Origin of the sequence: Streptomyces africanus (assembly GCF_002150735.1) — a bacterium.
Lineage (GTDB): Bacteria > Actinomycetota > Actinomycetes > Streptomycetales > Streptomycetaceae > Streptomyces > Streptomyces africanus.
In genome coordinates, this window is the sequence record NZ_MUKA01000243.1 from 1 (window position 1) to 6,785 (window position 6,785).

General features: G+C 72.2%; 6 protein-coding genes and 1 pseudogene. All 7 read left to right on the forward strand.

The window, feature by feature from the left end; genetic code table 11:
• Nucleotides 1–192: pseudogene (locus CCL05_RS47315) on the forward strand (hypothetical protein); the annotation flags it as partial.
• Nucleotides 189–1,451, forward strand: a complete 1,263-nt coding sequence (locus CCL05_RS28285; RefSeq protein WP_086563401.1) for an ATP-binding protein — start codon at nucleotides 189–191, stop codon at nucleotides 1,449–1,451. The pseudogene CCL05_RS47315 and the gene CCL05_RS28285, both read left to right, overlap by 4 nt.
• Before the next feature lie 129 nt (nucleotides 1,452–1,580).
• Nucleotides 1,581–2,129: an SH3 domain-containing protein gene (locus tag CCL05_RS28290; protein ID WP_086563403.1), complete on the forward strand. Its 549-nt coding sequence runs from the start codon at nucleotides 1,581–1,583 to the stop codon at nucleotides 2,127–2,129.
• A 52-nt stretch (nucleotides 2,130–2,181) separates the two neighbouring features.
• Nucleotides 2,182–3,546, forward strand: a complete 1,365-nt coding sequence (locus CCL05_RS28295; RefSeq protein ID WP_086563405.1) for an FtsW/RodA/SpoVE family cell cycle protein — start codon at nucleotides 2,182–2,184, stop codon at nucleotides 3,544–3,546.
• The gene (locus tag CCL05_RS28300) at nucleotides 3,543–5,003 is read left to right on the forward strand and encodes a penicillin-binding transpeptidase domain-containing protein (RefSeq protein WP_086563407.1); all 1,461 of its coding nucleotides are present in this window, start codon (nucleotides 3,543–3,545) and stop codon (nucleotides 5,001–5,003) included. Before CCL05_RS28295 ends, CCL05_RS28300 begins: the two co-directional genes overlap by 4 nt.
• Before the next feature lie 90 nt (nucleotides 5,004–5,093).
• A complete protein-coding gene (locus tag CCL05_RS28305; protein WP_086563408.1) occupies nucleotides 5,094–6,032 on the forward strand; it encodes an AurF N-oxygenase family protein in 939 nt (312 codons plus the stop codon).
• Nucleotides 6,033–6,081: 49 nt separating this feature from the next.
• Nucleotides 6,082–6,519: a DUF8094 domain-containing protein gene (locus tag CCL05_RS28310; protein ID WP_143589958.1), complete on the forward strand. Its 438-nt coding sequence runs from the start codon at nucleotides 6,082–6,084 to the stop codon at nucleotides 6,517–6,519.
• Nucleotides 6,520–6,785 lie beyond the last annotated feature (266 nt).

Genomic DNA, 6,785 nt, shown 5'->3' on the forward strand with positions numbered 1-6,785 from the left:
GAACTGGCCGGGCGTTCCCTCGTCATCCGCTCACCGTCGGAGGTCGCGGGCTACGAGTACCGCCTCCAGTGGACCTGGGACCGGGACCAGCGGGCCATGCTCCTCACCCAGGACGAGATGCTGCGCACCGGCCCGCGGAAGCACGCCCACAAGCCCTCCCCGCACCCCTCCCCCTCGGCGAGCACCGGATGAGACCGACGCTCCCCCAGTGGTCCGGGACGCTCGCCGCGAAGGCCGCCGCCTTCATCACCGTCATGTGCTGCGCGCTGGCCGCCCTGCTCGGCGTCCTGGTGCACGTGCAGGTGACGGACCAGACCGTCGGCCAGGCTCGCGACCAGGCGTTGCAGCGGCTGACACAGGCGACGGAGCGCTACGAGGCCGGGGACTCGCTCAAGCGCGGTGCCGGCGTGGACCCCCCGGGCCTGCCCCCGACGCTGCGGAAGCTGGCGGTCGGCGGGGACCGCGGCACGATGGTCGCCGACTTCGCGGGGCGCCCCACGATGTGGGCGGCCGGGCCCGCCGACGGCCACCGGGCCCTGGCCGTGGCGGTCGACTACTCGCAGCAGGCCCGGACCATCGCGGGCCTGGACCGGGCGATCCTGTGGTCGTCGGGGCTGGCGATCGGGGCGACGCTGCTGGTCGGCGCGTTGGCGGTGACGCGGGTGACGCGGCGGTTGCACACCACGGCGCTGGTGGCCCGGCGGATCAGCGCGGGCGATCTGGACGCGCGGGTGGACGACCCCCGTACAGACCCGCGGACGAAGGCCCCGGCGCGCCCGCAGGACGAGGTGGCCGCGGTCGCCGCAGCGCTGGACTCCATGGCGTCGTCGTTGCAGGGCAAGCTGCTCGCCGAGCAGCGGTTCACCGCGGATGTCGCGCATGAGCTGCGCACCCCGCTGACCGGGCTGCATGCGGCGGCCGAACTGCTGCCGCCCGGCCGTCCGACCGAGCTGGTGCGGGACCGGGTGGCGGCCCTGCGCACCCTCACCGAGGACCTGCTGGAGATCTCCCGGCTGGACACCGGCCGGGAGCGGCTGGAGCTGGACACCGAGCAGTTGGGGCCGCTGGCCGAGCGGGCGGTGCGGGGCGCGGGGAGCGGCACGGAGGTCAGGGTCGTACGGGACGTGGCCGTGGAGACGGACCGGCGGCGGCTGGAGCGGGTGCTGGGGAATCTCGTGGCGAACGCGCACAAGCACGGGCGGGGGCCGGTGGTGCTGACCGTGGACGGCCCGGTGGTCACCGTCCGGGACCACGGGGACGGTTTTCCGGAGTACCTGGTGGTGCACGGGCCGCAGCGGTTCCGTACGGAGGGCGGGGCGAGAGGCCATGGGCTCGGTCTGACCATCGCGCTGGGGCAGGCCGAGGTGCTCGGTGCGCGGCTGGAGTTCGCGAACGCGCCGGACGGCGGGGCGGTGGCGACGCTGACACTGGCGGCGCAGGAGGAGCGGTGAGAGCAGTTCACCGCACCCCTTCAGTGCGCTCCCCCTATGGCCCAGCGTGACGGGCGGGGGCCATAGGGCGCTCCTAATGTGGCGGTTAGTCAGCTTTGACACCCTCTGCTCCACATGGAGGTAACCCCCATGCCCCTGCGCTCCTCACTCACCAGCCGCCTCTCCATAGCAGCCGCCGCCGGCATCCTCGCGGCCACGGCTGCCGTCACCCCCGCCGTCGCGGACGACGACTGGGGCACGGGAGGCGACCCATCCTCCGGCACCTCCACCGCCGGGAACGACGACTGGAACGGCGGCGGCAACGGCAACCACGACCCGAACGGCGGCGGCAACGGCGATCACGACCCGAACGGCGGCGGCAACGGCAACCACGACCCGAACGGCGGCGGCAACGGCAACCACGACCCGAACGGCGGCGGCAACGGCGATCACCGCCACGACCCACGCACCACCAGGGGCGTCGTCACGGCGAGCACCCTGGCGCTGCGCAGCGCGCCCAACCGCGGCTCACAGATCATCCGGTTCGCCCACCGGGGCGACGTCGTCTCCATCTTCTGCAAGTGGGAAGGAGAGAGCGTGCAGGGCAATCGCACCTGGTACCTGCTCACGGACGGCACGTGGGCGTGGGGCTCGGCCCGCTTCATCGACCCCATCGACCGCAAGCCACGCCGGTGCTGACCATCGTGCGACCCGAAGCCCGCCACACGCCCCATTTGGTTAGATTCCGGACATGAGCAAGGCCGGAATCATCGCGGTGACGGCGGACCCGCCCGCGCCCGCCGTCCGCCCCCTCCCCCGGCGCCGTGGCATCGAACTCGCCCTCATCATCCTGGCCGTACTGCTGTCCGTGTACGGCTACTGCGCCGTGGGCCTCGCCCAGCACAACACCCTCCCGCCCGGCGCCGCCGGCTACGGCGCCGGGCTGGGCGTGCTCGCGCTGCTGGCGCATCTGGCCGTGCGTCTGCGGGCCCCGCACGCCGACCCGCTCCTGCTGCCCATCGGCGTGCTGCTCAACGGACTCGGCCTGGTGCTCATCTACCGGCTCGACCTGGAGACCCCGGGCGACCGGGCGGCACCGGCCCAGCTGATCTGGTCGACGCTGGGCGTGGCGCTGTTCATGCTGGTCGTCCTGCTGCTGCGGGACCACCGGGTGCTCCAGCGCTACACGTACGTCTGTGTCGTCGCCGCGCTCGTGCTGCTCACCCTGCCGATCCTGTTCCCGGCGGTGAACGGCGCCCGCATCTGGATCCGGATCGCCGGTTTCTCCATCCAGCCGGGCGAGTTCACGAAGGTGCTGCTGGCGGTGTTCTTCGCCGCGTACCTGGCCGCCAACCGCAACGCCCTCGCCTACACCGGCCGCCGCATCTGGAAGCTTCAGCTGCCCACCGGCCGGGTCCTCGGCCCGATCGTCACCGTCTGGCTGGTGAGCGTCGGCGTCCTGGTCCTGGAGCGGGACCTGGGGACCTCGCTGCTCTTCTTCGGCCTCTTCGTCGTCCTGCTCTACGTCGCCACCGGCCGCACCGGCTGGATCGCCGTCGGTCTGCTGCTGGCCGCGCTGGGGGCGGTCGCCGTCGGCCGGCTGGAGCCGCACGTGCACAGCAGGATCGCGACGTGGCTGCACCCGTTCGCGTCCATCGAGGCGGGCGAGGGCCCGAACCAGATCGCCCAGTCCCTGTTCGCCTTCGCGGAGGGCGGCGTGCTCGGCACCGGCCTCGGCCTCGGTCACTCGATCCTCATCGGCTTCGCCGTGAAGTCGGACTTCATCCTGGCCACGGCGGGCGAGGAACTCGGCCTGGCAGGCCTGTCCGCGATCTTCCTCCTCTACGGCCTGCTGGTGGAGCGCGGCTACCGGACCGGCCTCGCCCTGCGCGAGCCCTTCGGGCGGCTGCTCGCCGTCGGCCTCGCCTCGCTGGTGGCGCTCCAGGTGTTCGTGATCGCGGGCGGGGTGACCGGCCTGATCCCGCTGACCGGCATGGCGATGCCGTTCCTGGCGCAGGGCGGCTCGTCAGTGGTGACCAACTGGGCGATCGTGGCGCTGCTGGTGCGGGTCAGCGACTCGGCACGCCGCCAGTACGACGGGCCGGGCCCCCGGTGACGCGGCACATCCGGCACGCCGGCGTCTTCTGCGCCCTGCTGCTGGTGGCACTGTTGCTCAACGCCGCCCGCGTCCAGGTCGTCCAGGCCCCGGCGTACGACGGGAACCCCGCCAACCGCCGCCCGGAGATCTTCCGTTACGGGCAGCCGCGCGGCGACATCCTGGTCGGCGGCCGGCCCGTCACCGGCTCGAAGGACACCCGCGAGCACCTGCGCTACGAACGGACCTACACCGACGGCCCGTTGTACGCGCCGGTCACGGGTTTCGCCTCCCAGCTGTACGGGACGACGCTCCTGGAGAAGGCCGAGGACGGCATCCTGTCCGGCACGGACCCGATGCTCGCGCCGTTCCCGCTGTGGAACGACTTCACGCGCGCACGCAGCCGCGGCGGCGACGTCGTGACGACCCTCGACCCGGCCGCACAGCGGGCCGCGTACCAGGGGCTCGCCGGGCGCAAGGGCGCGGTGGCGGCGCTGGAGCCGTCGACCGGCCGGATCCTGGCCCTGGTGTCCGCCCCCTCCTACGACCCCCGGCCGCTGTCCGGCAACGGAGCGGCGGCGGCCCGGGCGTGGCGGCGGCTGAACGCCGACCGGGACCGCCCGATGCTCAACCGGGCGGTACGGCAGACGTATCCGCCGGGCTCGACGTTCAAGGTCGTCACCGCGGCCGCGGCGCTGGACTCGGGTGTGGTCAGGGACCTCGACGAGCCGACGGACTCCCCCGACCCGTACACCCTGCCCGGGACCCGGGCCCGCCTGACGAACGCGTCCCGGGGCTGCCGGGACGCCTCCCTGCGGGAGGCCTTCATCCTCTCCTGCAACACGGTGTTCGCCAAGCTCGGCGTGGAGGTGGGCGTGCCGGACATGACGGCCACGGCCCACGCCTTCGGCTTCGACAACCCGGCCCTGCGGGTTCCCTTCCCGGTGGCCCGGTCCACCTTCGGCACCTCGCTCGACAGGGCCCAGCTCGCCCTGTCGTCGATCGGCCAGTACAACACCCGTGCCACACCGCTCCAGATGGCGATGGTCGCGGCGGCCGTCGCCAACGGGGGCCAGGTACGGGAGCCGTACCTGGTGGAGCGCACGACCCGACCGGGCGGCAGCACCCTGGCGGCAGCGGGTCCGCGCGCGGTCCGCCAGGCGATGTACCCCTCGACCGCGGTCCGGCTGCGCGCGCTGATGCGGGAGGTGGTCGAGGACGGCACCGGGTACCGGGCCGCGATCCGCGGGGCCAAGGTGGGCGGCAAGACCGGCACCGCCCAGCACGGCCTCGGCAACTCCGGCACGCCGTACGCCTGGTTCGTCTCCTGGGCGCAGGGCGACCGTGATCCGGCGCCGCGGGTGGCGGTCGCGGTGGTCGTGGAGGACGCGGAGGCGGACCGGGGGGACATCAGCGGCGGCGGCGACGCGGCGCCGATCGCCCGGGCGGTGATGAAGGCGGTCCTCACGTCTCGCTAGTCAACAAGTGGCGCCCAGGGGATTGACGGTCTTGCTGACAGGCAGTCTCATAAGGGGGACAGTGACGTGTGCACAACGAGGTGGGCAGCCATGACGACCCTGACGGAAGCCGACGCGCTCGACGGCCTGCGCGATGCCCTGGGCCTGCTCAAGGACCGGGAGCAGGTGGCCCAGCGGCTGCTCGACTCCTCCGCCAAGCACTCCTTCGACCCGGACAAAGAGCTGGACTGGAACGCGCCCTTCGAGGAGGGCAAGTGGTTCTGGCCGCCGGAGCTGGTGTCGCTCTACGACACCCCGCTCTGGAAGCGGATGAGCGAGGAGCAGCGCATCCTCCTCTCACAGCACGAGGCCGCGGCCCTCGCCTCCCTCGGGATCTGGTTCGAGATCATCCTCATGCAGCTCCTGGTCCGCCACATCTACGACAAGGCCGCGACCAGCGCGCACGTCCGCTACGCCCTCACCGAGATCGAGGACGAGTGCCGGCACTCCAAGATGTTCGCCCGGCTGATATCCCACGGCGGCACGCCCTGGTACCCGGTCAGCCGTGCCCACCAGCACCTCGGCCGTCTCTTCAAAACCATCTCCACCACCCCGGGTTCCTTCACGGCGACGCTCCTCGGTGAGGAGGTCCTCGACTGGATGCAGCGCCTGACGTTCCCCGACGGGCGGGTCCAGCCCCTCATCCGCGGCGTCACCCGCATCCACGTGGTGGAGGAGGCCCGCCACGTCCGCTACGCCCGCGAGGAACTGCGCCGCCAGATGGTGACGGCCCCCAAGTGGTCCCAGGAGTTCACCCGCGTCACCTCCGGGGAGTTCGCCCGGGTGTTCTCGGTGGCGTTCGTGAACCCCGAGGTCTACACGAACGTCGGCCTGGACAAGCGGGAGGCCCTCGCGCAGGTACGGGCGAGCGGACATCGCCGCGAGGTCATGCAGACCGGGTCCAAGCGGTTGACGGACTTCCTCGACGACATCGGGGTGCTGCGCGGAGTCGGGCGACGGCTGTGGAAGTCGTCCGGGCTGCTGGCCTAGGAGCCGGCCCCGGCCAGGTCATGTCCATGCAGGATGACTACTGTCCTCCTTGAACTCGTCGCCCTCCGTGGCCCTCAAGGAGATCACCGACCGCTACCAGGAGGTCAACAACAGGGCCAACGCGGCGCGGGACGAGAAGCTCCTGGGGACGGTCGAGCAGAAGGCCTACACCAAGCCCTTCTCCTACCAGGACCGCGAGTACGTCATCTGGGCCGACGGCGAAGAGCCCCCGAAGCTCGCCGTCGACCGTCACGGTCTCGCCGAAGCCGTCGACCCCGACACCAAGGTCGGCAAGCTCGCCCCCTCCGAGATCGGCGCCGCCTACGAGGACTTCCTCGAGGCCGGCGGCAAGAAGGAGGGCAAGGCCCTGACGTCCACGAAGCCGGTCGAGAACGTCTCGTCCCCAACGACGAACAGTCCGCTCTCGGCGCCACGAGGGGCGCCCTCATCACGGACACGTTCGAGGGCCAGGGCCTGGCCGAACTGACGCCCAAGACCGCCCGGATCACGGCAGTCGACTTCCAGCACGTGGACGCCCGCTAGCGGGTTGCCCCACTCGGCCGCACTCGCCGACGGCGAGAAGGGGACGTGTCGGGGGGTGTCCGCCCGCAGAGGTTGGCGCGTCAACGGACAGTCAGTCGGTATCCGGCCCCATCGCGCCGTTCCGAGGACGGACACCCCCCGACGCGGCCCCGACCCACCACCACCGCGCAGGCGCGACACGCACCCCCACCGAAGCAGCCACACGCCCCC

Coding starts and splice junctions, on each gene's coding strand:
- CCL05_RS28285 (WP_086563401.1), top strand. CDS start 189: ATGAGACCGACGCTCCCCCAGTGGTCCGGGACGCTCGCCGCGAAGGCC.
- CCL05_RS28290 (WP_086563403.1), top strand. CDS start 1,581: ATGCCCCTGCGCTCCTCACTCACCAGCCGCCTCTCCATAGCAGCCGCC.
- CCL05_RS28295 (WP_086563405.1), top strand. CDS start 2,182: ATGAGCAAGGCCGGAATCATCGCGGTGACGGCGGACCCGCCCGCGCCC.
- CCL05_RS28305 (WP_086563408.1), top strand. CDS start 5,094: ATGACGACCCTGACGGAAGCCGACGCGCTCGACGGCCTGCGCGATGCC.